Origin of the sequence: Limimaricola sp. AA108-03, assembly GCF_050847355.1 — a bacterium.
In the GTDB taxonomy this organism is placed as follows: domain Bacteria; phylum Pseudomonadota; class Alphaproteobacteria; order Rhodobacterales; family Rhodobacteraceae; genus Limimaricola.
In genome coordinates this window covers 1-25,612 of the sequence record NZ_CP193759.1, presented here as the reverse complement: position 1 = coordinate 25,612, position 25,612 = coordinate 1, and the positions used below count along the sequence as shown (strand labels likewise).

Sequence of the window (25,612 nt, the reverse complement as noted above, 5' to 3'; positions counted from 1 at the left end):
GGGTCGCACTCAGTCGAGCCGCACCACCCGCCCCTCGCACCAGGACAGGTCGGCCGCATCCGCCAGAAGCTGCGCGCGCAGCCCATCGGCGAGGCTCGGGGACATCTCGCGCCGCTGTGCCACGCTCTCGACGAAATGCCGCATCTCGGCCTCGTAGGCGGCGGCGTAGCGTTCGAGGAAGAAAGCCTGCGCCGGGGCGCGGCAGAAACCCTCGGGCCCGGCCATCTCCACCGTGTCGCGCAGCATGTTGTCGGCCCGCAGCATCGCGCGGGCGCCATGCACCTCGATCCGCTGGTCGTAGCCATAGCTGGCGCGGCGCGAATTCGAGATCTGGCAGATCCGCCCGGAGGCCGTGGTCAGCGTCACCGCCGCGGTGTCGGCATCCCCCATCTCGCCGATCGCCGGATCGACCAGCGCCGCGCCGACCGCGTAGACCGTGACCGGCTCCTCGCCCAGAAGAAACCGCGCCATGTCGAGGTCGTGGATCATCATGTCGCGAAAGATCCCGCCCGAGCCCTCGATATAGGAGGGCGGCGGCGGGGCGGGGTCGCGCGACAGGATCGTCACCATCTCGACCCCGCCGATCTCCCCGGCCTCGATCCGGGCGCGGATCGCGGCGAAGTTCGGGTCGAAGCGGCGGTTGAAGGCGGTCATGAAGGGCACGCCGGTCTCTTCGACCACGGCCATGCAGTCGCGGATCCGCTCGGCGGACATGTCGACGGGCTTCTCGCACAGGATCGCCTTGCCGGCGCGGGCGGCGGCATGGATCAGGTCGTAATGGGTGTGGGTCGGCGTGCCGATCACCACCGCCTCGACCTCGGCGCTGTCGATCAGCGCCTCCGCCGTCATCGCCGTCGCGCCGCAGTTCGCAGCCAGCCCGCGCGCGGCCTCGTCCATCGCATCGGCCACGGCGGCGACGCGCGCCCCCGCGATCCGGCCCAGCGAGGCGGCATGGACCCGGCCGATGCGGCCGCAGCCCAGTATCCCGACATTCAGCATCTCATTCCCCCTTGAACCCGCGCAGCACGCCGCGCGTCGCCTCGACCAGCGGCTCGTGGAGCTCCGACAGGATCGCCACCCGGTCGAAGCGGTCGGGGTCGCGCGCCACGGCCGCGCGCAGCGCCCGGCCGAACTCCATGCGCAGCTCGGTGCCGATGTTGAACTTGGCGATCCGCGAGCCGCGCGCCAGCGCCCGGCGCTGCGCATGCGGCACGCCCGAGCCGCCATGGATCACCAGCGGCACCTCGGTGACCGCCTCGATGGCGCGGATCCGCGCCTCGTCGAGACCGCCCTCGCCGCCGCGCTGCAGATGCGTGTTGCCGACCGAGATCGCCATGGCGTCGATCCGCGTCTCCTGCGCGAAGCGCGCCGCCTCCTGCGGATCGGTTCCGGCCGAGCCCTCGCCGCCCGCATAGCCGACGAAGCCGATCTCGCCCTCGCAGGACACCCCCGCCGCATGCGCCATGGCGGCGATCTCGGCGGTGCGGGCGATGTTCTCGGCGAGCGGCAGCCTCGAGCCGTCGAACATCACCGAGGTGAAGCCCGCCGCGATCGCCACGCGGCATTCGGCTTCGGTGTAGCCGTGGTCGAGATGCGCCACCACCGGCACCGCGGCCGCCTCGGCCAGATGCCGGAACATCGCGCCGAGGATCGGGAGCGGCGTGTGCTTGCGGCAGGACGGCCCGGCCTGCAGGATCACCGGCACGCCCTCGGCCTCGGCGGCGGCGACATAGGCGCGCATGTCCTCCCAGCCCAGCGTCACGAGGCCCGCCACCGCGTAGCCGTCGCGGTTCGCGGGCCCCAGCACCTCGGAAAGCGTAGCGAGCGTCATTTGAACTTGGCCACCATGTCCATGATCCCCGGGATCGTGTGCAGCTGCGCCGCATGGGTCGGCTGGAAATACTGCTTGAGGCTGCGCTGGCTCAGCCCGCCGAGGATGGTGAAGTAATACATCTCGTAACCCGGCAGCACCGCGCAGGGGTGGTAGCCCTTGTCGATCAGCACGGTCGATCCGTTCACGATGTGATAGGCGTCGCCCGGCTCGTTGTCCTCGCGCTGGAGCATCTGCAGCCCCGAGCCGTAATCGGGCCGGAAGCGGAAATTGTAGGTCTCGTCATGCCGGGTCTCGACGATCTCGCCTTTGTCGTCCCGACGGTCGGTGTCGTGCTTGTGGCTGGGAAAACCCGACCAGCCGCCCTGCCCCACCGTGTAGAGCTCGCTCACCAGCAGGCGACCCACCTTGTCGTGCTGCTTGGCGCCAAGGATGTGCTTGATCTTGCGATGCGTCTTGGTGTCGTCCGAGCCGTATTGCACGATGTCGAGCTCGGGCTCGCGCACGTCGAAGGGCTCGAGCACCCTGTCGTATTTCGCGCCCGCGACGAAGATTTCCGCCGCCTCGCTGCGGCAGGTCATGCGGGCCTTCGCGCCCGTGGGGACGTAGACGCCCTCGGGCTCGCCGTCCCAGACATCGACGCCGCGCCTGCCGAGGGCCTCGAAGCCCATCCCCTCGACATCGACATCGACCGTGCCGGTGGCGGGCACCACGCAGGTCTCGTAGCCGGGCACGGCATAGTCGAAGCTCTCGCCGCGCTTCAGCTTGACGATGTTGAAGTAGTTGAGCGGCACCAGATCGTGATCGGCATCGACGATGGGCTGGTTGCGGTTGTCATGGGGGGCGATGTGCATGGGATGTCCTTTCAGCCCTGCGTGGGGCCGGGATGGGTGTCGAGAAAGGCCTGCAATTCGGCCGGATCGGGCATGGCGGGGGCGCAGCCGGGCCTGGCCACGACGATCGAGGCGCAGGCCGAGCCGCGCAGCACCGCCTCGCGCAGCGGGCGCGCCTCCGCGAGACCCGAGATCAGTCCCGCCATGAAGCTGTCACCCGCGCCGGTGGGCTTGAGCGCCTCGACCGGAAAGATGCCGGTGCGCAACTCCTCGCCATGCGCGAAGGTCACCGCACCCTCGGGGCCCATCTTGTAGACCACCAGATCGGAGCTTTCGGCGAGCGCGCGCGCATGGGCGAAGCCGCGCTCGATGCCGCCCGCCATGAAGCCGAACTCCTCGTCATTGCCGATGACGATGTCGGCCATGGCCCCGGCGCGGCTCAGCACCTCCGAGGCGACCTGCGGCGAGGGCCAGCTATAGGGGCGGTAATCGACGTCGAAGATCACCGGCAGCCCGGCCGCGCGCGCCAGCTCGAAGGCGCGAAAAGCGGCCGCGCGCGACGGCTCGGCGGCAAAGACCGTGCCGGTGGTGATCACCCCGTCGAAACACGCGTAATCCACCGCCTCGACATCCGCGACGCTCATCTCGAAATCGGCGGCGTTGTTGCGGTAGATGACGCTCTGATGCTCCTCGATGCGGGTTTCGTAGATCGCGAGAGAGGTGCGCGCCTCGCCCCGCACGCGCCGCACGTGGCGGCGCTCGATGCCGTAGGCGTCGAGCTGGTCCTCGCAGTACCAGCCCACCGCGTCGTCCGAGACGCAGGTGACCAGCGACGCGGTGCAGCCGAGCTTCACGAGACCGGCGGCGATGTTGGCCGAGCTGCCGCCCATGGCCACCATCATCTCCCGCGCCTCGCGGGTGCGGGTGCCGGGCGGCGTCGGTGTCAGATCCATGCCGACCCGGCCGATCACCAGAAAGCGGCGTCCCTTCAACCGGTCCAGCATCACACCCCCCGCCGCTGCCGGGCGCGGCCCTGCTCCTGGCTCTCATGGCCGGCGCGGACCCGCTCGCTCGTCGTCACCTCGGGCGTGCCGACCTCCCACCAGGCGTGGCCTTTGGTGGTCCAGCCCTCATAGGGGTCGACCTTCATGACGATGACCTGGCTGCGGTCGCTCGCCTTGCCCCGCTGGAACGCCGTGGCCAGTTCGGCCGGGTTCTCGACCGTCACCGCCTCGGCGCCCTGCGCCCGCGCATGCGCCTCGAAATCGACGGCGAAGGGTTCGGGGATGGTCGGGCAATCGGCGAGCAGGTTGTTGAAGCTCTCGTTGCCGGTGTTGTTCTGCAGCTTGTTGATGACCGCGAAGCCGCCATTGTCGAGCACCAGCACGATCAGCTTCTTGCGGCTCAGCGCCGCCGAGTAGAGATCGCTGTTCATCATCATGTAGGAGCCGTCGCCGATGAAGACGATGGTGTCGCGCTCCGGCTCGCGCTGCTCTTGCGCGATCCGCGCCCCCCATGCGCCCGAGATCTCGTAGCCCATGCAGGAAAAGCCGAACTCGACATCGACCGTGCCGATCCCCAGCGTGCGCCAGTTCGCCGTCACCTCGGCCGGAAGCCCGCCCGCCGCGGCGACGATCCGGTCGCGCGGGTGGCACAGCTCGTTCACCACGCCGATCGCCTGCGCGTAGGAGTTCGGGCCATTGCCGGGCTTCACGTTCTCGGCGACATAGGCGTCCCAGCCGCGCCGCTCCTTCTGCGCCTTTTCCACCCACGCTGCGGGCGCCGCGTAGTCGAGCCCCTGCCCCAGCGCCTCGAGCGCCCGCTTCGCGTCACCGACCACCGGCAGCGCCCGGTGCTTACCCGCGTCGTGCCGCGCCGCGTTGATCGCGACGATCCGGGCGCTGGCATCGAAGGCGGTCCAAGAGCCGGTGGTGAAATCCTGCAACCGCGTGCCGACGGCGAGGATCAGGTCCGCCTCCGCCGCGATGGCATTGGCGCTGTCCGAGCCAGTGACGCCAATGGGCCCGATGTTGAGCGGATGCTCGGCCAGAAGGTTCGCCCGGCCCGCGATGGTCTCGACCACCGGGATGCGATGCGCCTCGGCAAAGGCGGCCAGCGCATCGGCGGCGCGGGAATACTGCACGCCGCCGCCGGCGATGATCATCGGCCGCTTGGCCGCGAGCAACGCCGCGCGCGCATCCGCGATCTCGGCCTCGTCGGGGGCCACGCGGCGGATGCGGTGGAGTTTCCTCTCGAACATCTCTTCCGGGAAGTCCCAGGCCCAGCCCTGTACGTCCTGCGGCAGCCCGATGAAGGCCGGGCCGCAATCGGCCGGGTCGAGCATCGTCGCCAGCGCGGCAGGCAGCGACTGGATCACCTGCGCCGGGTGGGTGATCCGGTCCCAGTACCGCACCACCGGCTTGAAGGCGTCGTTCACGCCGAAGGTCGGATCGCCGAAATTCTCCATCTGCTGCAGCACCGGGTCCGGCAGCCGCGTGACGAAGCCGTCGCCGCAGAGCATCAGCATCGGCAGCCGGTTGGCATGGGCGAGGCCGGCGGCGGTGAGCAGGTTCATCGTGCCCGGCCCGGCGCTGGCGGTGCAGAACATGAAGCGCTGGCGCAGCCATTGCTTCGCATAACCGGCGGCGGCGAAGCCCATCCCCTGCTCGTTCTGACCGCGATAGAGCGGCAGCTCGGCCTGCACGCCGTGCAGCGCCTCGCCAAGGCAGGTGACGTTGCCATGGCCGAAAATGCCGAAGCCGCCGCCGCAGACGCGACGCTCCTCTCCGTCGATCTCGATATACTGGGCGGCGAGCCACCTTATGATGGCCTGCGCGGTGGTGAGGCGAACGGTACCCTGTGATGCGGTCATGGCGGGGCGGCCCTTCCAGGTTTTTCGTGGCAAGTCGCGAATGCCGCTTGCGGCGTTTCGACTCTCACGATACGTATTTTGCAACCGGTTGCAAATCGAAATCGACGAGGGGGGAGTTCGACATGCGGGAGATCGGCATTGGCATCATCGGCGGCGGCTACATGGGCAAGGCGCACGCCGTCGCCATGTCGGCCGTGGGCGCGGTGTTCGACACCCCGCTCCGGCCACGGCTGGAGATGGTCGCGGCCAGCTCGCCCGAGAGCGCCGAGCGCTACCGCGCCGCCTATGGCTTTGCCCGCGCCACCGACGACTGGCGCGCGCTGGTCGAGGACCCCCGGGTCGAGGCGGTGGTGATCGCCGCGCCGCAGGAGACGCATCGCGAGATCGCCGGGGCCGCCTTCGCGCGCGGCAAGCCGGTGATGTGCGAAAAGCCACTGGGCGCCTCGGTCGAGGACGCCCGTGCCATGGTCGCGGCGGCCGAGGCCTCGGGCGCGGCCAACATGGTCGCCTTCAACTACATCCGCACCCCCGCGAGCCAGTTCGCGCGGCAGCTCATCGCCGAGGGCGCGATCGGCGAGGTGACGTGGTTTCGCGGCGAGCACACCGAGGATTTCCTCGCCGACCCCGAAACGCCGTTCAACTGGCGCTGCGCGGGCGAGGCCAACGGCACGTTGGGCGACCTCGCGCCCCACATGGTCAACGCGGCGCTCGCGCTTCTCGGGCCCATCGCCGCGCTTTCGGCCAGCATGGAGACGGTGCACACCGAGCGCCCCGGCGGCCGCGTCGACAATGACGACCAGGCGCAGCTGATGTGCCGCTTCGCGCGCGGCACCATGGGGCAGATGCATTTCAGCCGGATCGCGACGGGCCGCAAGATGGGCTACGCCTACGAGATCACCGGCACCCGCGGCGCGATCCGCTTCGATCAGGAGGATCAGAACGCGATCCACCTCTACCGTGCCGAAGGCCCCGAGGCCACGCGCGGCTTCACCCGCATCCTCACCGGCCCGGCGCATCCCGACTACCTCCCCTTCTGCCAGGGGCCGGGCCACGGCACCGGCTACCAGGACCAGATCATCATCGAGGCGCGCGATTTCCTGCGCGCGATCGAGACCGGCGAGACGGTCTGGCCCAGCTTCCGCGACGGGCTCGAGGTGGCGCGCGTGATCGAGACCGCCCGCGCCTCGGCGCGCGACGGGCGCTGGCGCGATGTCGAGAAACACTGAGAACAGAGGTCAGGACATGACGATCAGGATTGGCAACGCCCCCTGCTCATGGGGCGTGGAATTCGCGGCCGACCCGCGCAACCCCGATTGGCGCGACGTGCTGCGCGACTGCGCGCAAGCGGGCTACAAGGGCATCGAGCTCGGTCCGGTGGGCTACATGCCCGAGGACCCCGCTGTGCTCGGCGCGGCGCTCGACGAGTTCGGCCTGCAACTCATCGGCGGCGTGGTGTTCCGCCCGTTCCACGACCCCGCCGCATGGGAGGACGTGCTCGACGCCGCGCATCGCACCTGCCGCGCGCTCAAGGCGCATGGGGCCGAGCACCTCGTGCTGATCGACTCGATCTCGCCGCGCCGCGCCCCGACCGCCGGCCGCGCCTCCGAGGCCGAGCAGATGGACGCGATGGAATGGGCCGCCTTCCGCGAGCGCATCGCCACCGTCGCGCGGATCGGCACCGAGGAATACGGTCTGACCACCGGCATCCACGCCCACGCGGCGGGCTTCATGGATTTCGAGCCCGAGCTGGAGCGGCTTCTGGACGAGGTCGACGAACGCATTCTCAGGATCTGCTTCGACACCGGCCACCACTCCTATGCGGGCTTCGACCCGGTGGCCTTCATCAAGCGCCACGAGGACCGCATCTCCTACATGCATTTCAAGGATATCGACCCCGAGGTGAAGGCCCGGGTGATCGAGAACCGCACCGGCTTCTACGACGCCTGCGGACAGGGCATCTTCTGCAATCTCGGGGAGGGCGACGTCGATTTCCCCGCGGTGCGGCAGGCGCTGCTGGAAGCGGGCTTCGAGGGCTGGTGCACGGTCGAGCAGGATTGCGATCCGACGCTCGACCCCGACCCGCTGAGAGACGCCCGCAAGAACCGCGAATATCTCGAATCCATCGGCTTCAAATAGGAGGTCCGGCCATGACGAAACTGGGATGGGGCATGATCGGCGGCGGCGAAGGCAGCCAGATCGGCCCGGCGCATCGCCTCGGCGCGGGGCTCGACGGGCTGTTCGACTTCCGCGCAGGCGCGCTCGACCACCGCGCCGAGGCCGGGCGCGACTACGGCCAGCGCCTGGGCCTCGCCCCCGACCGCGCCTATGGCGACTGGCGCGAGATGCTGGAGGGCGAGAGGAACCGCCCCGACCGGGTCGATCTCGTCACCGTGGCCACCCCCAACGCCACGCATTTCGAGATCACCAAGGCGTTCCTCGAGGCCGGCTTCCACGTGCTGTGCGAAAAGCCGATGACCATGACCGTCGAGGAGGGCGAGGAGATCGTCCGTACCGCGCGCGCGGCGAACCGGATCTGCGCGGTGAATTACGGCTATTCGGGCTATTCTCTGGTGCGGCACATGCGGGCGATGGTGGCGCGCGGCGAGCTCGGCAAGATCCGGCTGGTGAAGGCCGAATTCGCGCATGGCCACCATGCCGACGCGGCAGACGCCGACAATCCGCGCGTGCGATGGCGCTACGACCCGGCGCAGGCGGGCGTCTCGGCGCAATTCGCCGATTGCGGCATCCACGCCCTGCACATGGCGAGCTTCGTGATCGGCCAGGAGGTCGCGCGCCTCTCCGCCGACACGGTGAGCTGCATCGAAAGCCGCACGCTCGAGGACGACGCGATGGTCAATCTGCGCTTCGACGGCGGCGCGGTGGGGCGGCTCTGGACCTCCTCGGTGGCGATCGGCCGCCAGCACGGGCTGACGCTTCAGGTCTTCGGCGAGAAGGGCGGGCTGTCCTGGGCGCAGGAGCAGCCGAACCAGCTCTACTGGATGCCGCTCGGCGGCCGGCGCGAGGTGATCGAGCGCGGCGAGGCGGGGCTCTCGCCCGAGGCGGACCGCACCAGCCGGGTGACGATCGGCCATGCCGAGGGCATGCCGCTGGCCTTCGCCAACATCTATGCCGATCTCGCCGAGGCGATCGCCGCGCGCAAGGCGGGCCGCGAAATGGACCCGGCCGCCGATCTCTACCCGCGCGCCGAGGACGGGCTGCGCTCCATGGCCGCCGTCTTCGCCGTGGCCGAAAGCGGCAGGCAGGACGGCGCCTGGACCGAGGCCCGGCCGCCGATGTTCCGCTGACCGTTCGGGCCGGGGCCGCCGAGGCCCCGGCCCCTCAGCCCGCCCCGGGCAATGGCCTGAGCGTGCCGCGCTCGACGATCCGGCAGGGGAACACCCGTGCCTCCGGGTAGCGGTCCGGCTCGTCCAGCATCGCCCCCATCAGCTCGATCGAGGAGGTGACGATCTGCCGGATCGGCTGGTGAATCGTGGTCAGGTCGATCCCGGCCCAGCCCGCCATCTCCATGTCATTGAGCCCGAGCACGCCGACATCGCCCGGCACCGAGAACCCGTGATCGCGCAGCGCCGAGAGCGCGCCGATCGACAGCACGTCGTCGCCGCAGAAATAGGCCTCGGCCGGCGGCGCCTGCAGCAGACGCTGCATCTCGCGCCGCCCCGCGTCGAAGGTGTAGGCCCCCGCGAAGGATACGGTCAGCCCGACCTCCGGCGCCTGCGCGATCTCGGCTTGGAACCCGGAGAGGCGGTCCTGGGTCGAGGTCGCGGATTCGGGTCCGCCGAGAAAGGCCAGCCGCCGGTAGCCGCGCGCGATCAGCGTGCGCGCGGCGGTCCGGCCGCATTCGACGTTGTCGATGCCCACCGTGTGCACCTGCGGGTCCGAGGCATAGCGCCCGAAGGCGTTGATCACCGGCACCCCCGCCTCGCGGAACGCGATGGCGAAGCCCGGCAGTAGGGTCGAGGAGGCGACGACGACGCCGTCGACCGAGTATTGCCGCAGCATCCGCACCGAGTTCTCGGGCTCGGTCTCGCCCGAGAGGTTGACCAGCAGCGGGCGCAGCCCGCGCTCCTGCAGGCCGCGGGTGAACAGGTCGAAGATCTCGAGGAAGAACGGGTTGTGGAAGTTGCTCGACACCAGCCCGATCAGCTTGGTGCGCCCGGTGGTGAGCGACGAGGCCAGCGCGTTGGGGCTGTAGCCCAGTTCGCGCGCCGCCTTCTCGACCTTGCGCCGCATCTTGGGCGAGACCGAGGCGCCGTCGGTAAAGGTGCGCGACACCGCCGAGCGCGACACGCCCGCCCGTTCGGCGACCTCCTTGAGCGTGACCACCATGACCCCCCGTCTTCCCTCCCGCGACCGCATAGCTCTACCTCATCGAACGCCCGGGTCCAGCATGAGTTGCGCCGACCCGTTTTGCAACCGGTTGCAAAATGCCGTCCGATATGCTCTAGTCGGAGTCGAAGGGCTGGCGGAGGACCGCTCTTCCAACGGAACCAACGACACCAGGGAGGGATGTCCGATGACACCGACAAAGAAGCTGCTGCTGGCCGCGACCGTCGCCGCCACGCCGCTGATCGCCGCCGGCGCCGCGCAGGCCGAGGGCGAGAAATACATCCTCGTCAGCCACGCCCCAGACAGCGACAGCTGGTGGAACACCATCAAGAACGCGATCGCGCTGGCCTCCGAGCAGATGGGCGTCGAGGTCGAATACCGCAATCCGCCGACCGGCGATCTTGCCGACATGGCGCGGATCATCGAGCAGGCGGCGGCAAGCGGCCCCGACGGCATCATCACCACCCTGTCGGATTTCGACGTGCTCTCGGGCCCGGTCCGCTCGGCCGTCGACAGCGGCGTCGACGTGATCATCATGAATTCGGGCACGCCCGAGCAGGCGCGCGAGGTCGGCGCGCTGATGTATGTGGGCCAGCCCGAATACGACGCGGGCCTCGCCGCGGGCGAGCGGGCCAAGCAGGACGGCGTCGAGAGCTTCCTCTGCGTGAACCACTACATCAGCTCCCCCGCCTCGACCGAGCGCTGCCAGGGCTTCGCCGACGGTCTCGGCGTCGAGCTGGGCGAGCAGATGATCGACAGCGGCCAGGACCCGGCCGAGATCAAGAACCGGGTGCAGGCCTATCTCTCGGCCAATCCCGACACCGACGCGGTGCTCACCCTCGGGCCGACCTCGGCCGATCCGACGCTGCTGGCGCTCGACGAGACCGGCATGGCGGGCGACATCTATTTCGGCACCTTCGATCTCGGCGCCGAGATCGTGCAGGGCATCAAGGACGGCGTGATCGAGTGGGGCATCGACCAGCAGCCCTTCCTGCAGGCCTACCTGCCGGTGGTCGTGCTGACCAACTACCACCGCTACGGCGTGCTGCCCGGCAACAACATCAACTCCGGCCCCGGCTTCGTCACCGCCGAGGGGCTCGAGATGGTCGAGAAGTTCGCCGGCGAATACCGCTGAGCGAGCGCGCGGGGGCGGCACCTCCCCATTGGCCGCCCCCATCGAGTTTCAACCGATCCCTGGAGTAAGCGGGCATGGCAGATACACCGCAAATCGTGATGGACGAACGGGTCAAGCAGATCTCGCCGATGCGCCGCGCGATGATCCGTCCCGAGCTGGGCGGCATCGTGGGCACCATCGCGGTGTTCGTCTTCTTCGGACTGTTCGCCTTCGACAGCGGCATGTTCAACAGCCAAGGCATCATGAACTGGTCCGTCGTCTCGGCGCAGTTCATGATCATCGCCGTCGGTGCCTGCCTGTTGATGATCGCGGGCGAATTCGACCTCTCCGTCGGCTCGATGATCGGCTTCGCGGGGATGATGATCGCCATCTTCGGGGTGACGCTGGGCTGGCCGATGTGGATCGCGATCCTCGTGACCTTCGCGCTGTGCATCTCGATCGGCGCGCTCAACGGCTTCATCGTCGTGCGCACCGGCCTGCCCAGCTTCATCGTGACGCTGGCCTTCCTGTTCATCCTGCGCGGCTTCACGATCTTCCTGCCCCAGACCATCGAGCGCAAGACCATCATCGGCGGCATCCGCGAGGCGGCCGAGGGCGACTGGCTCGCGGCGCTGTTCGGCGGCACCATCGGCAAGGGCCTCTTCAGCTGGATGGGCGAGGCCGGGATCATCGCCACCTTCGAACGCGGCACCCGCGCCGGCGAGCCGGTGGTGAACGGCATCCCGATGCTGATCGTCTGGGCGCTCGGGCTGGTTCTGCTCGGCCACGTGCTGCTGACCCGCACCCGCTTCGGCAACTGGATCTTCGCCGCAGGCGGCGACGCCGAGGCCGCGCGCAATTCGGGCGTGCCGGTGAACCGGGTCAAGATCACCATGTTCATGTTCACCGCCTTCTGCGCCACTGTCTTCGCCGCCTGCCAGGTGATGGAGTTCGGCTCGGCCGGGGCCGACCGGGGCCTGCTGAAGGAGTTCGAGGCGATCATCGCCGTGGTCATCGGCGGCGCGCTGCTGACCGGGGGCTACGGCTCGGTGATCGGCGCCGCGCTCGGCGCGCTGATCTTCGGCGTGGTCCAGCAGGGGCTGTTCTTCGCGGGCGTCGAAAGCTCGCTGTTCCGGGTGTTCCTGGGCGTGATCCTGCTCTTCGCGGTGATCCTCAACACCTATATCCGCCGCATCATCACCGGAGAGCGCTGACATGACCCAGCCCCTGATCCAGATGAAGAACATCGAGAAGCATTTCGGCTCGGTCATCGCGCTGGCCGGCGTCTCGGTCGACATCCATGCCGGCGAATGCCACTGCCTTCTGGGCGACAACGGCGCCGGCAAGTCGACCTTCATCAAGACGCTCTCCGGCGTGCACAAGCCGACCCGCGGCGAGATCCTGTTCGAGGGCCGCGACATGCATTTCGCCGATCCGCGCGACGCCATCGCCGCCGGGATCGCCACCGTGCACCAGCATCTCGCGATGATCCCGCTGATGTCGGTGAGCCGCAATTTCTTCATGGGCAACGAGCCGGTGCGCAAGATCGGCCCATTCTCCTTCTTCGACCACGAGCTCGCCAACCGGGTGACGATGCGGGAGATGGAAAAGATGGGCATCGTGCTGCGCGGCCCCGATCAGGCCGTCGGCACGCTGTCGGGCGGCGAGCGGCAGACCGTCGCCATCGCCCGCGCGGTGCATTTCGGCGCCCGCGTGCTGATCCTCGACGAGCCGACCTCGGCGCTCGGCGTGCGCCAGACCGCCAACGTGCTCGCCACCATCGACACGGTGCGCAAGCAGGGCGTGGCGGTGGTCTTCATCACCCACAACGTGCGCCACGCCATGGCGGTGGGCGACCGCTTCACCGTGCTGAACCGGGGCCGCACCTATGGCACCGCCAGGCGCGGCGAGATCAGCCCCGAGGAGCTGCAGGACATGATGGCGGGCGGCCAGGAGCTGGCGACGCTGGAAAGCAGCCTCGGCAGCACGGTCTGATCCCTCCCCGGCCCGTGGCCGCGGGACCCCTCCAACCGCATGAGGGGGCGGGATCGCGCGATCCCGCCCCGACTGCGTTCGGGCCCGGCCGGATGCCGGGTATCCGGGGCATGGCCCCGGCCCCGCCGGATCCGCGCGGATCAGCGGCGCGGCGGCAAGCTCGCGCGCATCTCCTCGACGCTGAGCACGCCGTCGCCGTTCCTGTCGGCGGCGTCGAAGCGCGCGGCCTCCTGGCTGAGGGTCTCGGCCCGCGACAGCGGCTTGAACTCGGCCCGCTCTTCGGCGGCCGGGCGCTGCTCCTGCCCCCGGTTCTGGCCCAGACCTTGGCCCAGACCTTGGCCCGGACCCTGACGCGGCCCATGGCCCCGGCCGTCACCCCTGCCCGGGCGGGCCTCGCTCCGAGCCGCGCGCGCTTCCTCGGCGCTCACCCGGCCGTCGCCGTCGGTGTCCGCGGCGTCGAAACGCGCGCCCGCCAGCTTCAGCGCCTCGGCGCGCGGCAATGGCGTCATCTCGGGATGCTGCTGGGCCGAAGCCGCGCCTGCGGCGATGCCCGACAGGGTGGCGATCACGGCGATGATGCTGATCTTGCCTGCGATTTTCATTCTCGTCGTCCTTGCGATTGGAACGTCACCCCCGGTCCTCGCGGCGCTGCGCCGCGCCGGGGTCGGGTCCGGGATGGCGCAGTCCCGGGCCAAGCTACAGTCGAGAATTGTCGCGAAATGTATGCGCGGCGACAGGGCGCGACCGGCCGCGCAGGCCCCGGCCCCGCGCCCTATCCCGCTGCCGGATCGACCGAAAATCACCCGGCCCCACCGCGCCCGCACCGCCGCTTCGGCCTTGGCCCCGGATACAATTCAGTTGCCGCCCCCGACCCTGTTCGCCCGGCCCGCCCCCCGTCAGGCGCCGGCCTCGCCCAGCAGCTCGGTCCAGACCGCGTCCTCGGAGCGGCGCTTGGCCCCGGCCAGCCGCATCGCGGTGATCACCAGCTCGCAGCTCGGCAGCTCGTCCGAAAGGTCGATCAGGCTGCCCTCGGCGATCCGGTCCCGCGCGAGGCTGTGGGGAATCCACGCGGTGCCGATGCCGACCTGCGCCATCTCCTGCGCCGCCAGCGTCAGCGCCGTCTCCACCCGCTGCACCGCCTGCAAGGGCTGCGGCAGGTTCGGCAGGATCAGCAGGTTCATCACCTGACCGAGGAACACCGCGTCGGGATAGGAGACGATCGGCAACAGCCCCATGGCGCGGTCGCGCAGGTGATCGGCGCGCCGCGCCGCCGCATGGACCGGGATCAGCCGGTCCTGCCCGACCTCGACCGTCTCCAAGTAATCGGCCTCCACCTCCGGCGCGATCCCCTCGATCCGGTAGACCAGCGCGATATCCGCCTTGCGGGCCAGGAGCTGGCCATAGCAATCGTCGAAATTGGCCGAGCGCAGCCGGATCGAGATCGAGTCGTGATGCGCCAGCACGCCCTGCAGCAGCCGCGGCGTGCGCGAGGTGGTCAGCGCGTGCTGGCTCGCCAGCACCACGTGGTTCTCGGCCATCTGGCTGCCGCTGCGCAGATCCGCGACCAGCTGGCGCAGCGTGCGGATGATCTGGAGGATTCGATCGCGCTGGGTTTCGGTGGTCCTTTGCAGCTGCACCGGCTTGCGGCTGCGGTCGAACAATTCGACCCCGACATAGTCCTCGATCTGCCGAATGCGGCGAGAAAAGGCAGACTGCGTCAAAGAGCGGCGTTCGGCCGCCTCCGAGAAGGATCCGGTCTCCGCGACGGCGATCAGGTCTTCCAACCATTCCAAGCGCATGCAAGGGTCCCGCTAAGTTGCATATCATGCATATTACAATGTGAACTTCGCATTTGCATAGCGATATTTGGGGGCGCAGTATTCCCATAGTGAATTATGAACGGGAGCGTCACATGCATCTGGCCCGGTTTCCCCGCGTCCATCTCGCCCATCTGCCCACCCCTCTCGAGCGGCTCGATCGCCTGAGCGCCGAACTCGGCGGCCCCGAGATCTGGATCAAGCGCGACGACTGCACCGGCCTCTCGACCGGCGGCAACAAGACCCGCAAGCTCGAATTCCTCATGGCCGAGGCACAGGCCATGGGCGCCGACATGGTGATGACCCAAGGCGCGACCCAGTCGAACCACGCGCGCCAGACCGCCGCCTTCGCCTCGAAGCTCGGGCTGCGCTGCCACCTGCTTCTGGAGGACCGCACCGGGTCCAAGGATCACAACTACAACCGCAACGGCAACGTGCTGCTCGACCACCTGCACGGCGCCACCACCGAGACCCGCGGCCCCGATCTCGACATGCATGCCGAAATGGAGGCGGTGGCCGACAACTTCCGCAAGGACGGCGCCAAGGTCTACACCATCCCCGGCGGCGGCTCGAACGCCACCGGCGCGCTCGGCTACGTCAACTGCGCCTTCGAACTTGTGGGTCAGGCCAATGACCGCGGCATGGTGATCGACCACATCGTCACCGCCACCGGCTCCGCAGGCACCCAGGCCGGCCTGATCACCGGCCTCAAGGCGATCAACGCGCAGATCCCGCTCCTGGGCATCGGCGTCCGCGCGCCGCGCGAGAAGCAGGAGGAGAACGTCTTCAAGCTGGCCCGCCTCACCGCGGAGAAGCTCGGCTGCGAGGGCATCGTCGCCCGCGAGGACGTGGTCGCGAACTGCGACTATGTCGGCCCCGGCTACGGCATCCCGCGCGAGGACACGATCGAGGCGATCCGCATGTTCGCGGAGCTCGAAGGCATCCTTCTCGACCCGGTCTATTCCGGCAAGGGCGCGGCGGGGCTGATCGACCAGATCCGCAAGGGCCGCTTCAAGAAGGGCGAGCGGGTGGTGTTCATCCACACCGGCGGCGCGGCGGCGCTGTTCGGCTACGACGCGGTGTTCGAGCGCGCCCCGGGCGACAAGCTGGCAGCGGAGTAAACCCATGGCCGAGACGCGTTTCACCGGTAGCTTCACCCAGCAGGAGCCGATCCCGGAGGAGGGCATCTCGGCGGCGCTGGAGCTGCTCCGCAGCGGGCGGCTGCACCGCTACAACACCGCGCCGGGCGAGACCTCGCTCACCGCCCGGCTCGAAGCGGCCTATGCCGATTGGCAGGGCGCGCGCTACTGCCTGGCGCTGGCCTCGGGCGGGCAGGCGATGCAGATCGCGCTGCGCGCCTGCGGCGTGCGCCCCGGCGACCGCGTGCTGACCAACGCCTTCACCCTCGCCCCCGTGCCCGGCGCCGTCGCCGCCATCGGGGCCGAGGCGGTGCTGGTCGAGATCACCGAGGACCTGGTGATCGACTTGGGCGACCTCGCCGCCAAGGCCCGCGCCTCTGGCGCCCGGCACCTGCTCCTGTCGAACATGCGCGGCCATCTGTGCGACATGGACCGGCTGATGCGGGTCGCCGATGATTGCGGCCTCACCGTGATCGAGGATTGCGCCCACACCATGGGCGCGCGCTGGAACGGCCGTCGCTCCGGCAATTTCGGCGCGATGGGCTGCTTCAGCACCCAGACCTACAAGCACATGAATTCCGGCGAGGGCGGCTTCCTCACCACGGACGACCCCGAGCTGATGGCCCGCGCGATCATCATGTCGGGCTCCTACATGCTCTACGAGCGCCACGGCGCGGCCCCCGGGCCCGAGCATTTCGAGAAGATCCGGCTCGAGACGCCGAACATGTCGGCGCGGATGGACAATCTGCGCGCCGCGATCCTGCTGCCGCAGCTCGACCGGCTCGACGACGCCATCGCCCGCTGGAACGCGCTGCACGACCGCATGGCCGAGCGCCTCTCCGCCCTGCCCGGCGTGGCGCTGCCCGAGCGGCCCGAACCCGAATTCTATGTCGGCTCCTCGATCCAGTTCCGGCTGCCGGGGCTGGGGGCGGAGGCGGCGCGGCAGCTGGTCGCCGAGGCGGCGGCGCGCGGGGTCGAGCTGAAATGGTTCGGCGCGACCGAGCCGGTGGGTTTCACCTCGAACCATGGCAGCTGGCGCTACCTGCGCGCGCAGGCCCTGCCCCGCACCGACGCGATCCTCTCGACCCTGTTCGACATGCGGCTGCCGCTGACCTTCAAGCCGGCCGATTGCGACGCGATCGCCCATCATCTGGACGCCGCCCTCGCGGCGCTGCGCAGCCCGGAGGGCGCGGCATGACCCCGAAACGGATCGGCATCCTGGGCGGCATGGGCCCCGAGGCGACGGTGCTCCTGATGCAGCGCGTGATCGCCGCCACCCCGGCCCGCGACGATGCCGACCACATCCCGCTCCTCGTCGACATGAACCCGCAGGTGCCCTCGCGCATCGCCCGGCTGATCGAGGGGCGCGGCGCGGATCCCGGCCCGGTGCTGGCCGAGATGGCGCGCCGGCTCGAGGCGGGCGGCGCCACCGCGCTGGCCATGCCCTGCAACACCGCGCATCACTACGCCCCCGAGATCCGCGCCGCCGTCGATGTGCCCTTCATCGACATGGTGGCGCTCGCGGTGGCGCGGGCCGCCGAACGGCTCGGGCCGGGCGGCAAGCTGGGTCTTCTCGGCTCGCCGGCGTTGCGCCGGATCGGCCTGTTCGACCGCGCCTGCGCCGAGGCCGGCCTCACCCTGCTCCACCCGCGGGACGAGGACGCGCTTCTGGCCGCGATCCGCGCGATCAAGGCGCACGGCCCCGACGAGGACAGCCGTGCCGCGCTGCGCGCCGCCTCGGCCGATCTCGCCCGGCGCGGCGCGACGCTGCAGCTCGTCGCCTGCACCGAGTTCTCGCTCATCGCCGGGGCGCTCGCGCCCGAGGCGGAGGGCATCGACACGCTCGACCTTCTGGTCGCGGCGATCCGCGACGCCGCCCTCGGCGCGCCCCACCCAGAAGACGGCACCGCCGCCTGACACCCCATGCAGAACGGCGCGAAACAGCGTCGATGCAGCCAGCCAACAGAGGAGTATGAAATGACTCGGACGACGACACGCGTAGCGCTCGCGCTCATCACCTTCCTGACCGCCGGATCGGCTCTGGCCGAAACCGTGACCATCGGCCATTTCGGCAACCCCACGCCAATGCAGGTGGCGCTGGCCGAGGGCCGCTTCGACGAAGCCACCGGCTGGGACATCGAATGGCGCAAGTTCGGCTCCGGCTCCGAGGTGATCGCCGCCATGGCCTCGGGCGACATCAAGCTCGCCGAACTCGGCTCCTCGCCGCTCGCCATCGCCACCAGCCAGGGCGTCGAGCTGGAGATGTTCATGCTGGCGCAGGTGCTGGGCTCGGCCGAGAGCCTGATCGCCCGCGACGGTGCCGAGATCGAGACGCTTGAGGATCTCGCTGGCAAGCGGGTCGCGGTGCCGGTCGGCTCGACCGCGCATTTCTCGCTGATGGGCGCGCTCGACCATGCCGGGATCGCCGCCTCCGATCTGACACTCCTGAACATGCCCCCCGACCAGATCGCCGCCGCATGGGAACAGGGCGCGATCGACGCCGCCTTCATCTGGCAGCCGGTGCAGAACCAGATCCTCGAAACCGGCACCCGCCTCGCCACCTCGGCCGAGACCGCCGAATGGGGCTTCCCGACCTTCGACGCCTGGGTGGTGAACGCCGAGTTCGCCGCCGAGAACGCCGAGGCCGTGGCTGCCTTCGCCAGGACGATGGACGAGGCCAACGCCGCCTATCTCGCCGACCCCGCCGCCTGGACCGCCGAGAGCGAACCGGTGCAGACCATCGCCGCCGAGACCGGCGCCGACGCCGCGCAGATCCCCACGATCCTCGAAGGCTTCACCTTCGTGCCGCTCGCCGAGCAGCTCGGCGAGACCTGGCTCGGCAGCGCCCACGAGACGATGCGCGACACCGCCGCCTTCCTCAAGGAGGCCGGGCGCATCGACCAGGTGGCCGAGGACTATTCCGGCTTCGTGAACACCGAGATCGGCACCGCCGCCACCCAGTGATGGCCCCCGGCCCCGGCCCCCGCGCGGGCCGGGACCCCCAGACCCCGACGAGGAGTGGTCCAATGGGACTGAACATCAAATCCGCCTCCGTGGTGTTTCCCGCAGCCGAGGGCCGGCCGCCGGTCGAGGCGCTGCGCGGCATCGATCTGGCCATCGCCGAGGGCGATTTCGTGGTGGCGCTCGGCGCCTCCGGCTGCGGCAAATCCACGCTTCTGAACCTGATCGCGGGCTTTCTCGCGCCCAGCTCGGGCGAGATCCTGCTCGATGGCCGCCCGGTCACCGGCCCCGGCGCCGACCGCTCGGTCGTGTTCCAGAAACACGCGCTGCTGCCCTGGCTCAACGTGATCGAGAACGTGGCCTTCGGTCTCAAGATGCAGGGCGTGGCGGAGGCCAGGCGCCTCGCCATCGCCGAGGATTTCGTGAAGCTGCTGGGCCTCGACGGGTTCCAGAAATCCCCGGTCTACCGGCTCTCGGGCGGCATGCAGCAGCGCGTCGGCATCGCCCGCGCCCTGACCTGCGACCCCAAGGTGCTGTTGATGGACGAGCCCCTGGGCGCGCTCGACGCGCTGACCCGCGAAAAGGCGCAGGAGCTGATCCTCAGGATCTGGAACGACACCGGCAAATCGGTCTTCTTCATCACCCACAGCGTCGAGGAGGCCCTGTTCATGGGCACCAAGCTGATCGTGATGTCGCCCCGGCCGGGCCGCATCTCGCACCGCTTCGACCTGCCCTTCTCGCGCCGCGTGCTCGCGGGCGAACCGGCCCGGCAGATCAAGGCATCCCCGGAATTCATCCGCCTGCGCGAGGAGGTGCTCGGCATCATCTTCGCCGACGAGGAGGAAGCGGCATGATCGAGACCGTCAAGCACAGCACCAGCGTCGCCGAAAAGGCCCGCATCAACCCGCGCAGCGGCGTCTTCGCCTGGTTCGCGCGCGGCCGCCCCACCAAGCCGGGCGAGACCTACGGCGTGCCCGGACAGGGCGACACGATGTGGCTCTCGGTCGTCTCGATCCTGTTCCTGCTCTTCGTCTGGTGGGCGATCACCGCGCTGGGTCTGGTCAAGCCGCTCTTCGTGCCGAGCCCGCAGGCGATCCTCGCCAAGTTCGTCGATGTCTGGCAGAACGGCTTCACCAACACCTCCTTCCTCGAACATGTCGCGGTCTCGACCGCCCGCGTCTTCGGCGCCTTCCTGCTGGCCTGCGCCGTCGGCATCCCGCTCGGCCTCGCCATGGGGATGAGCCCGGTGATGCGCGGGTTGTTCGACCCGCCGATCGAGTTCTACCGGCCGATCCCGCCGCTGGCCTACCTGCCCTTGATGATCATCTGGTTCGGCATCGGCGAGACCTCCAAGGTGCTGCTGATCTTCCTGTCGGTCTTCGCCCCAGTGGCGCTCGGCGCCCGCGCCGGGGTGCGCTCGGCGGCGATCGAGCAGATCCACGCCGCCTACAGCTTCGGCGCCTCGCGCTGGCAGGTGATGCGGCACGTGATCCTGCCCTCGGCGCTGCCCGAGATCCTGACCGCGATGCGCGTCGGGGTCGGCTTCGGCTGGACCACTCTGGTCGCCGCCGAGATGGTCGCCGCGACCAAGGGGCTTGGCTACATGGTGCTGTCGGCCAGCCAGTTCCTGCAGACCCCGACCGTGATCATGGGGATCATCGTGATCGCCGCGATCGCCTATGCCTTCGACCTGCTGATGCGCTGGATCGAGGCCAAGGTCATCCCCTGGAAAGGCAAGATGTGAGACCCGACATGACCGTGACCTATCTCAAGCGCGCCAGGCGCCACGCCGAGAGCGACCAGGCCGACACCCGCGCCGCCGTCAGCGCCATGCTGGCCGAGATCAAGTCGGGCGGCGAGGCCCGGGTCGAGGCCTATGCCCGCGATCTCGACCGCTGGGACGGCCCGGTGCTGGTGGACGCGGAGACCCGCCGCGCCGCCGCCGCCCGGCTGCCCGAAAGCCTCAAGGACGACATCCGCTTCGCCCATGCCAATATCCGCCGCTTCGCCGAGGCGCAGCTGCGCACGGTGCAGGGCTGCGAGGTCGAGATCCTGCCCGGGCTGATCGCCGGGCAGCGGCAGATCCCGGTCTCGGCGGCGGGCTGCTACGTGCCCGGCGGGCGCTACAGCCACATCGCCTCGGCGCTGATGACCATCACCACCGCCAAGGTGGCGGGCGTCGGACACATCACCGCCTGCTCGCCGCCGCGCCCGGGCGAAGGCATCCCGGCGGCGATCCTCTTCGCGATGGATCTCTGCGGCGCCGACGCGATCCTCAACCTCGGCGGCGTGCAGGGCGTCGCGGCGATGGCCGAGGGGCTCTACGGGCTGCCGCGCGCCGACATCCTCGTCGGCCCCGGCAACCAGTACGTGGCCGAGGCCAAGCGCATCCTATTCGGCGAGATCGGCATCGACATGTTCGCCGGCCCCACCGACAGCATGGTGCTGGCCGACGCGACCGCCGATCCGGAGATCGTCGCCATCGACCTCGTGAGCCAGGCCGAGCATGGCTGGAACTCGCCGGTGTGGCTCGCCACCACCGATCGCGGCCTCGCCGAAAAGGTGATGGCCATCGTGCCCGGCCTGATCGACGCGCTGCCCGAACCCAACGCCTCGAGCGCCCGCGCCGCATGGAGCGACTTCGCCGAGGTGATGCTCTGCGACGACCGCGAGGCGATGGCGCGGGTCGCCGACGACTACGCGCCCGAGCACCTGCACGTGCAGGCCGCCGATCTCGACTGGTGGCTGAACCGGCTGCGCGCCTATGGCTCGCTGTTCCTCGGCGAAGAGACCACCGTGGCCTACGGCGACAAGGCGTCGGGGCCGAACCACGTGCTGCCGACCTCGGGGGCGGCGCGCTATACCGGCGGCCTCTCGGTGCACAAGTTCATGAAGACGGTGACCTGGCAGCGCGCCGACCGCGCCGCCTCGCGCCAGCTCGGCGGCGCCACCGCCCGGATCAGCCGCGTCGAGGGGATGGAGGGCCACGCCCGCGCCGCCGACATCCGCCTGACCCGCTACGCCGTGACCGAGGCCGGCGCCGCCGCCGCCAAGGTCGCGGGCTAGGCCCTCCCCCGGCGCCCCGACCCCACCGGGGCGCCGTCAAAGCCAAGGAAATCCCCGATGTTCATTGATGCGATCGCACCGGCCCGGCTGCGCGCGCCGGTGCTGCGCCTGCCCGTTCTCCTGCCCGGTTTCACCGTCGCCGCCGTGGTCGCCGTGGCGGCCCAGTTCATCTCCGAGCATTACGGCGCGCCGGCGATGCTGATGGCGCTGCTCTTGGGGATGGCGCTTCAATTCCTGTCGCTCGAAGGCCGCTGCGTCGCGGGCATCGGCTTCACCGCCCGCCACGTGCTGCGCCTCGGCGTGGCGCTGTTGGGCGCGCGGATCTCGGTCGAGCTTCTGCTCGATCTCGGCGCGGGGCTGATCGGGCTGATCGTGGCGGCGGTGGCCGCGACGATCCTGCTCGGGTTCCTCGCGGGCCGCGCGCTCGGCAAGGGCTGGCGCTTCGGCCTGCTGACCGGCGGCGCGGTGGCGATCTGCGGCGCCTCCGCCGCCATGGCCATCGCCGCGGTGCTGCCGCGCGACGAGAACTCCGAAACCGATCTGAGCTTCACCGTGCTCGGCGTCACCCTGCTCTCGACATTGGCGATGATCGCCTATCCGCTGCTGACCGGCTGGGTCGGCTTCGACACCCGCACTACCGGCGTGTTCCTCGGCGCGACGATCCACGACGTGGCGCAGGTGGTCGGCGCCGGCTTCTCGATCTCGCCCGAGGCGGGCGAGACCGCGACGCTGGTCAAGCTGATCCGGGTCAGCCTTCTGGCCCCGGTCGTGCTGCTGTTCTCGCTGGCGATCCGCGCCGGCGGCCTCGGCGACAGCGCCACGGGCAAGCGGCCGCCATTGATCCCGGGCTTCGTGCTGGGCTTTCTGGCGCTCGGGGCGCTGAACTCGCTGGGGCTGGTGCCGGAGATGCTGGGCGGGCTCTTGGCCGATGCCTCGGGCTGGGCGCTGCTGATCGCGATCGCGGCGGTGGGCATGAAGACCTCGCTCGCCACGGTGATGCAGGTCGGCGGCGCCGCGATCGCGCTGATCGCCGCCGAAACGCTGTTCCTCGCCGGGATCTTCCTGACAGCGCTTTGAACGGCCTGCCGTTCCCGTCGAAGAACGGCAGGCAAGTTGTTGATTAGGTTAGGATTCACCTGCGATTGCCAGCTGGCAATCAGCGTGTTCTCCGCTCCTTCAGGAACAGGTCGAGCGCGGAGCGCAGCGCCGCGTCGCTGAGATCGGCGTCGAACTCCATCACGTAGGACTTGCCCTTGCGGCGGATGCTGACATTGCCGTCGCGATGCTGCACCACCCGGTCCGAGCGCTTGCGCGGCGCCGTCACCTTGCCCGCCGCCTTGAGCCGCGACAGCACCGCCGGCGCCGCGAGGCGCGCGCCCTCCTCGGCGATGGCCTTGGCCTCCGCCAGCACCGCCTCTCGCGCGCCGGGCTCCGCCATCAGCGGCCGCAGCTGCCGCGCATGCAGCTCCTTGATGTCGCGGATCGACGGGAAGGCAGCGACGATCTCCGGTTCGAGCTTGGCCAGTTGCAGGAACCGCGACAGGAAGCCGGGCGAGACCTGCAACCGCTCGGCCATCAGCTTCTGCTGGCCGCCGTAATAGGCCTCGACCGCGCGGGCATAGTCGCGGGCGCGCTCGTAATCCGAGATGTCCTCGCGGTCGCGGTTCTCGATATCGGCGAGGCGGAACGCCTCCTCGTCGGTCAGCTCGCGCTCCTCGATCAGGTAGCGGAACTGCGGGTAGTTGTTGGCCCTGAGCCAGCTCACCGTGAAATGCCGCCGGGCGCCGCAGATCACCTCGAATTCGGGGCCGTCGCCCTGCCCCGCCGGGCGCAGCCGCCGCACGATCGCGGGAAACTCCTGCTGGCCTTGCGCCTTCATCCCCTCGATCAGGTCGGCGCAGTTTTCGGGCGTCAGCAGCTCGTAGGCGCGGTTGTGCCCCTCCCACATGACGCAGCTGGCCGGATCGACGAGGCGCAGCACCTTTTCCTGGCGCCCGCCCGTGACCTGCTCGGACATGGCGGTGGAGCGCTTGAGAAACCGCGTCTGCGCCCGCCCTGCCCCGTCCTCGCGGGTTTCGGTCTCGTCGAGACCGTTCAGGACGTCGTTGAAGATGTCGTCGTGCTTCCTGCTCACAGGATCCCCTCCTTGCGCAGCGCCGCGTGGTGGCTCGGCCATGTCTTGCGGATCTCGGTCTCGACCTCGCGCCCCACCGCGTCGAGATAGACGCGGCAGCGCTTGTGCGTCTCGGTGCGGGTCGCCGCCCCGGTCAGCTCGTAGACGGTCATCAGGTTCGCCGTCGCGTTGTCGATCTCGGCGCTGTCCTTCAGGACCGCCGACAGCATGTCCTGCGGGAACACCGCATCCATCATCCGCTTGATCGCGCCATGGGCGCTCTTCTGGTCGTTCATCTTGGTCGCAAGGATCTTGACGAAATGATAGCCCCGCGTCCCGCCATGTTGCGCCAGCTCGCCCAGGGTCGAGGACATCATCCGCAGGAAATGCGCGGTCGAGCCGAAATCGATGTTGTTGGGCGGCGCCGGCACGATGATCGCGTTGGCCGCGCGCAGCACCGACAGCGAGATCATCCCGAGCGCCGGCGGCGGGTCGAGCAGGATCACGTCGAACTGGTCCGAGATCGTCTCGATGCCGCCGCGCAGCCGGTCGAGCACGAAATCCTGTTCGCGCACCATGCGCGCCGCGAACTCGTACTCGGCGTCGTAGAGACCGAGATTGGCCGGGATCAGCGCGATGCCGGGCCAGTAGGTGGCGCGCAGCGCGTAATGCAGGCTGGTCGGGCCGCCATGGCGGAAGAACGGGTAGAGCGTGTCCTCCTCCTCGTCGACATCGACGTCGGGGTTGAGGCCGAAGACGCTGGTGGTGGAGGCCTGGCTGTCGCAATCGATGACGCAGACGCGGTAGCCCTTGAGCGCGAGATACTGCGCCAGATGCGTCACCACCGTCGACTTGCCGACCCCGCCCTTGAAGTTCTGCACCGCGAGCACCGTCGCCGGATCGGTGGGGGCGCGGCGCGGCAGCGTGCCGAACACCTCGCGCATCCGGTTCACCTCGGCCAGCGAATAGCCGGTGCGGCGCCCGGTATCGGGATCCTTCTCGGGTTCGGGCAGCCGGCCGTCGCCCTCGGCGTCGCGCAGCGCCTTCTCGGTGCGGCCGCACATCTCGGCGGCGCTGCGCACGTTGAAGCGCAGATCGAGGCTCTTGCTGACGCCCGGCGCGAAGACCCGCGCGCGCAGCTTCTCGATCACCCGCCCGGCCCGGCCCGCCAGCGCGTCGATTTCATCCAGCCCGACGGGATAGTCTTCCATGTCCAAAGCGATATCCTTGCCTGCGTTCGGCCTCCAAGATGCGGTGGCGCGGCACGGAGGTAAAGTGCGCTATCCGCGGGGCGGTGCCACGAAAACCGAACCTGCCCGGGGCGTGGCGCAAATACCGCACTCGGACCCAAAGAGCCGTATGGTTCGGATTTCGCGGCACCTCGCCCCCCTCCCCCATCCCGATTTGTAGCAAATCGCCGCCGCGGGGCGCCCAAAACCCCGAAATCCGAATCCGAAAACCCCCTGTTCTGGATTCTAGGGTTCTCTGTTCATGCCGCCCGAGGCCCTTGTTTCACTGCGCGAA

At 69.5% G+C, this 25,612-nt stretch carries 24 protein-coding genes; 14 read left to right on the top strand and 10 right to left on the bottom strand.

Annotated elements, in window-relative coordinates; genetic code table 11:
* Positions 1-9: 9 nt before the first annotated feature.
* Genes iolG through iolD form a run of 5 tightly spaced genes read right to left on the bottom strand, consistent with a single transcriptional unit; the run spans position 10 to position 5,536 of the window.
* Positions 10-999, bottom strand: a complete 990-nt coding sequence (iolG, locus tag ACRAQ3_RS18180; RefSeq protein WP_432256863.1) for an inositol 2-dehydrogenase — start codon at positions 997-999, stop codon at positions 10-12.
* A 1-nt stretch (position 1,000) separates the two neighbouring features.
* The gene (locus ACRAQ3_RS18175) at positions 1,001-1,831 is read right to left on the bottom strand and encodes a class II fructose-bisphosphate aldolase (RefSeq protein WP_432256862.1); all 831 of its coding nucleotides are present in this window, start codon (positions 1,829-1,831) and stop codon (positions 1,001-1,003) included.
* Entirely contained in the window at positions 1,828-2,685 is an 858-nt protein-coding gene (locus tag ACRAQ3_RS18170; protein WP_432256861.1) for a 5-deoxy-glucuronate isomerase, read from the bottom strand. The genes ACRAQ3_RS18175 and ACRAQ3_RS18170 overlap by 4 nt, the downstream gene beginning before the upstream one ends.
* An 11-nt stretch (positions 2,686-2,696) precedes the next feature.
* Positions 2,697-3,668: a 5-dehydro-2-deoxygluconokinase gene (iolC, locus tag ACRAQ3_RS18165; RefSeq protein WP_432256860.1), complete on the bottom strand. Its 972-nt coding sequence runs from the start codon at positions 3,666-3,668 to the stop codon at positions 2,697-2,699.
* A complete protein-coding gene (iolD, locus tag ACRAQ3_RS18160; protein WP_432256859.1) occupies positions 3,668-5,536 on the bottom strand; it encodes a 3D-(3,5/4)-trihydroxycyclohexane-1,2-dione acylhydrolase (decyclizing) in 1,869 nt (622 codons plus the stop codon). Before iolD ends, iolC begins: the two co-directional genes overlap by 1 nt.
* A gap of 122 nt (positions 5,537-5,658) precedes the next feature.
* Here iolD and ACRAQ3_RS18155 point away from each other — a divergent pair, with 122 nt between their 5' ends.
* Genes ACRAQ3_RS18155 through ACRAQ3_RS18145 form a run of 3 tightly spaced genes read left to right on the top strand, consistent with a single transcriptional unit; the run spans position 5,659 to position 8,841 of the window.
* Entirely contained in the window at positions 5,659-6,762 is a 1,104-nt protein-coding gene (locus ACRAQ3_RS18155) for a Gfo/Idh/MocA family protein (RefSeq protein ID WP_432256858.1), read from the top strand.
* A 16-nt stretch (positions 6,763-6,778) separates the two neighbouring features.
* Positions 6,779-7,672 (top strand): TIM barrel protein, encoded by an 894-nt coding sequence (locus tag ACRAQ3_RS18150; protein WP_432256857.1) that lies wholly within the window; start codon positions 6,779-6,781, stop codon positions 7,670-7,672.
* An 11-nt stretch (positions 7,673-7,683) separates the two neighbouring features.
* A complete protein-coding gene (locus tag ACRAQ3_RS18145; RefSeq protein ID WP_432256856.1) occupies positions 7,684-8,841 on the top strand; it encodes a Gfo/Idh/MocA family protein in 1,158 nt (385 codons plus the stop codon).
* A 34-nt stretch (positions 8,842-8,875) separates the two neighbouring features.
* Here the strand turns inward: ACRAQ3_RS18145 and ACRAQ3_RS18140 are convergent, their stop codons facing one another.
* The gene (locus ACRAQ3_RS18140; RefSeq protein WP_432256855.1) at positions 8,876-9,883 is read right to left on the bottom strand and encodes a LacI family DNA-binding transcriptional regulator; all 1,008 of its coding nucleotides are present in this window, start codon (positions 9,881-9,883) and stop codon (positions 8,876-8,878) included.
* Positions 9,884-10,070: 187 nt separating this feature from the next.
* Between ACRAQ3_RS18140 and ACRAQ3_RS18135 the strand changes: the two genes are divergently transcribed.
* The 3 genes from ACRAQ3_RS18135 (at position 10,071) to ACRAQ3_RS18125 (ending at position 12,992) form a co-directional block, all read left to right on the top strand.
* The gene (locus ACRAQ3_RS18135) at positions 10,071-11,018 is read left to right on the top strand and encodes a sugar ABC transporter substrate-binding protein (RefSeq protein WP_432256854.1); all 948 of its coding nucleotides are present in this window, start codon (positions 10,071-10,073) and stop codon (positions 11,016-11,018) included.
* A 74-nt stretch (positions 11,019-11,092) separates the two neighbouring features.
* A complete protein-coding gene (locus ACRAQ3_RS18130) occupies positions 11,093-12,211 on the top strand; it encodes an ABC transporter permease (protein WP_432256853.1) in 1,119 nt (372 codons plus the stop codon).
* Between the two features lies 1 nt (position 12,212).
* Complete coding sequence (locus tag ACRAQ3_RS18125; protein ID WP_432256852.1) at positions 12,213-12,992, top strand: ATP-binding cassette domain-containing protein; 780 nt, start codon at positions 12,213-12,215, stop codon at positions 12,990-12,992.
* Between the two features lie 140 nt (positions 12,993-13,132).
* On the opposite strand, the gene ACRAQ3_RS18120 is transcribed toward ACRAQ3_RS18125, so the two are convergent.
* Positions 13,133-13,594: a hypothetical protein gene (locus tag ACRAQ3_RS18120; RefSeq protein ID WP_432256851.1), complete on the bottom strand. Its 462-nt coding sequence runs from the start codon at positions 13,592-13,594 to the stop codon at positions 13,133-13,135.
* A gap of 294 nt (positions 13,595-13,888) precedes the next feature.
* Positions 13,889-14,791: a LysR family transcriptional regulator gene (locus ACRAQ3_RS18115; RefSeq protein WP_432256850.1), complete on the bottom strand. Its 903-nt coding sequence runs from the start codon at positions 14,789-14,791 to the stop codon at positions 13,889-13,891.
* A gap of 113 nt (positions 14,792-14,904) precedes the next feature.
* On the opposite strand from ACRAQ3_RS18115, the gene ACRAQ3_RS18110 reads away from it, so the two are divergent.
* From ACRAQ3_RS18110 to ACRAQ3_RS18075, 8 genes are all read left to right on the top strand, one after another.
* Positions 14,905-15,930 (top strand): D-cysteine desulfhydrase, encoded by a 1,026-nt coding sequence (locus ACRAQ3_RS18110; protein ID WP_432256849.1) that lies wholly within the window; start codon positions 14,905-14,907, stop codon positions 15,928-15,930.
* Positions 15,931-15,934: 4 nt separating this feature from the next.
* Entirely contained in the window at positions 15,935-17,146 is a 1,212-nt protein-coding gene (locus ACRAQ3_RS18105; protein ID WP_432256848.1) for a DegT/DnrJ/EryC1/StrS family aminotransferase, read from the top strand.
* Positions 17,143-17,865 (top strand): aspartate/glutamate racemase family protein, encoded by a 723-nt coding sequence (locus tag ACRAQ3_RS18100; protein WP_432256847.1) that lies wholly within the window; start codon positions 17,143-17,145, stop codon positions 17,863-17,865. Before ACRAQ3_RS18105 ends, ACRAQ3_RS18100 begins: the two co-directional genes overlap by 4 nt.
* Positions 17,866-17,925: 60 nt before the next feature.
* On the top strand, positions 17,926-18,912 hold the full coding sequence (gene tauA, locus ACRAQ3_RS18095) for a taurine ABC transporter substrate-binding protein (protein WP_432256846.1): 987 nt from the start codon (positions 17,926-17,928) through the stop codon (positions 18,910-18,912).
* A 62-nt stretch (positions 18,913-18,974) separates the two neighbouring features.
* Positions 18,975-19,763 (top strand): taurine ABC transporter ATP-binding protein, encoded by a 789-nt coding sequence (locus ACRAQ3_RS18090; RefSeq protein WP_432256845.1) that lies wholly within the window; start codon positions 18,975-18,977, stop codon positions 19,761-19,763.
* Positions 19,760-20,653 carry an ABC transporter permease subunit gene (locus ACRAQ3_RS18085; RefSeq protein ID WP_432256844.1) on the top strand — a complete coding sequence of 298 codons (894 nt, stop codon included), beginning with the start codon at positions 19,760-19,762 and terminating at the stop codon, positions 20,651-20,653. The genes ACRAQ3_RS18090 and ACRAQ3_RS18085 overlap by 4 nt, the downstream gene beginning before the upstream one ends.
* A gap of 8 nt (positions 20,654-20,661) precedes the next feature.
* Positions 20,662-21,975, top strand: coding sequence for a histidinol dehydrogenase (gene hisD, locus ACRAQ3_RS18080; protein ID WP_432256843.1), 1,314 nt, complete (start codon positions 20,662-20,664; stop codon positions 21,973-21,975).
* A gap of 63 nt (positions 21,976-22,038) precedes the next feature.
* A complete protein-coding gene (locus ACRAQ3_RS18075) occupies positions 22,039-23,052 on the top strand; it encodes a YeiH family protein (protein ID WP_432256972.1) in 1,014 nt (337 codons plus the stop codon).
* 79 nt (positions 23,053-23,131) lie between these two features.
* On the opposite strand, the gene ACRAQ3_RS18070 is transcribed toward ACRAQ3_RS18075, so the two are convergent.
* Both ACRAQ3_RS18070 and ACRAQ3_RS18065 read right to left on the bottom strand, forming a co-directional pair.
* The gene (locus tag ACRAQ3_RS18070; RefSeq protein WP_432256842.1) at positions 23,132-24,109 is read right to left on the bottom strand and encodes a ParB/RepB/Spo0J family partition protein; all 978 of its coding nucleotides are present in this window, start codon (positions 24,107-24,109) and stop codon (positions 23,132-23,134) included.
* Positions 24,106-25,299, bottom strand: a complete 1,194-nt coding sequence (locus ACRAQ3_RS18065; protein ID WP_269397968.1) for an AAA family ATPase — start codon at positions 25,297-25,299, stop codon at positions 24,106-24,108. Before ACRAQ3_RS18065 ends, ACRAQ3_RS18070 begins: the two co-directional genes overlap by 4 nt.
* Positions 25,300-25,612: the final 313 nt, after the last annotated feature.

Bases quoted from the DNA above. Each gene is read 5' to 3' on its own strand.
- iolG (WP_432256863.1), bottom strand. From the start codon at position 999: ATGCTGAATGTCGGGATACTGGGCTGCGGCCGCATCGGCCGGGTCCAT.
- ACRAQ3_RS18175 (WP_432256862.1), bottom strand. From the start codon at position 1,831: ATGACGCTCGCTACGCTTTCCGAGGTGCTGGGGCCCGCGAACCGCGAC.
- ACRAQ3_RS18170 (WP_432256861.1), bottom strand. From the start codon at position 2,685: ATGCACATCGCCCCCCATGACAACCGCAACCAGCCCATCGTCGATGCC.
- iolC (WP_432256860.1), bottom strand. From the start codon at position 3,668: ATGCTGGACCGGTTGAAGGGACGCCGCTTTCTGGTGATCGGCCGGGTC.
- iolD (WP_432256859.1), bottom strand. From the start codon at position 5,536: ATGACCGCATCACAGGGTACCGTTCGCCTCACCACCGCGCAGGCCATC.
- ACRAQ3_RS18155 (WP_432256858.1), top strand. From the start codon at position 5,659: ATGCGGGAGATCGGCATTGGCATCATCGGCGGCGGCTACATGGGCAAG.
- ACRAQ3_RS18150 (WP_432256857.1), top strand. From the start codon at position 6,779: ATGACGATCAGGATTGGCAACGCCCCCTGCTCATGGGGCGTGGAATTC.
- ACRAQ3_RS18145 (WP_432256856.1), top strand. From the start codon at position 7,684: ATGACGAAACTGGGATGGGGCATGATCGGCGGCGGCGAAGGCAGCCAG.
- ACRAQ3_RS18140 (WP_432256855.1), bottom strand. From the start codon at position 9,883: ATGGTGGTCACGCTCAAGGAGGTCGCCGAACGGGCGGGCGTGTCGCGC.
- ACRAQ3_RS18135 (WP_432256854.1), top strand. From the start codon at position 10,071: ATGACACCGACAAAGAAGCTGCTGCTGGCCGCGACCGTCGCCGCCACG.
- ACRAQ3_RS18130 (WP_432256853.1), top strand. From the start codon at position 11,093: ATGGCAGATACACCGCAAATCGTGATGGACGAACGGGTCAAGCAGATC.
- ACRAQ3_RS18125 (WP_432256852.1), top strand. From the start codon at position 12,213: ATGACCCAGCCCCTGATCCAGATGAAGAACATCGAGAAGCATTTCGGC.
- ACRAQ3_RS18120 (WP_432256851.1), bottom strand. From the start codon at position 13,594: ATGAAAATCGCAGGCAAGATCAGCATCATCGCCGTGATCGCCACCCTG.
- ACRAQ3_RS18115 (WP_432256850.1), bottom strand. From the start codon at position 14,791: ATGCGCTTGGAATGGTTGGAAGACCTGATCGCCGTCGCGGAGACCGGA.
- ACRAQ3_RS18110 (WP_432256849.1), top strand. From the start codon at position 14,905: ATGCATCTGGCCCGGTTTCCCCGCGTCCATCTCGCCCATCTGCCCACC.
- ACRAQ3_RS18105 (WP_432256848.1), top strand. From the start codon at position 15,935: ATGGCCGAGACGCGTTTCACCGGTAGCTTCACCCAGCAGGAGCCGATC.
- ACRAQ3_RS18100 (WP_432256847.1), top strand. From the start codon at position 17,143: ATGACCCCGAAACGGATCGGCATCCTGGGCGGCATGGGCCCCGAGGCG.
- tauA (WP_432256846.1), top strand. From the start codon at position 17,926: ATGACTCGGACGACGACACGCGTAGCGCTCGCGCTCATCACCTTCCTG.
- ACRAQ3_RS18090 (WP_432256845.1), top strand. From the start codon at position 18,975: ATGGGACTGAACATCAAATCCGCCTCCGTGGTGTTTCCCGCAGCCGAG.
- ACRAQ3_RS18085 (WP_432256844.1), top strand. From the start codon at position 19,760: ATGATCGAGACCGTCAAGCACAGCACCAGCGTCGCCGAAAAGGCCCGC.
- hisD (WP_432256843.1), top strand. From the start codon at position 20,662: ATGACCGTGACCTATCTCAAGCGCGCCAGGCGCCACGCCGAGAGCGAC.
- ACRAQ3_RS18065 (WP_269397968.1), bottom strand. From the start codon at position 25,299: ATGGAAGACTATCCCGTCGGGCTGGATGAAATCGACGCGCTGGCGGGC.